At 43.5% G+C, this 248-nt stretch carries 1 protein-coding gene; it reads left to right on the plus strand.

The window, feature by feature from the left end; genetic code table 11:
* Positions 1-191 (plus strand): hypothetical protein (locus CWB76_RS20215; RefSeq protein WP_212751305.1); only part of this gene is annotated, 191 nt, incomplete at its 5' end.
* Positions 192-248: the final 57 nt, after the last annotated feature.

Genomic DNA, 248 nt, shown 5'->3' on the forward strand with positions numbered 1-248 from the left:
GGCTTTTAAATCTTCAAACAACCGCACACTCGAGGCGGTTGTTTATTGCTTCTATAATGGCGTACAGCCAGCGAAAAGCACCTGAAATACCTTCATTATACATATCAACTGGTGAGCCAACGCTTGCAATTAGCACGGTAGCGGCCTGGATGCCACGATTTATATGGCCAGCATTGAGAGTGTCATTTTAATCATCAGCGCCAATTTCAAAAATGTGGATATCGATTGGCACAAGAAACACGGTCATA

The organism is Pseudoalteromonas sp. S1609 (assembly GCF_005887255.1).
In the GTDB taxonomy this organism is placed as follows: Bacteria; Pseudomonadota; Gammaproteobacteria; order Enterobacterales; family Alteromonadaceae; genus Pseudoalteromonas.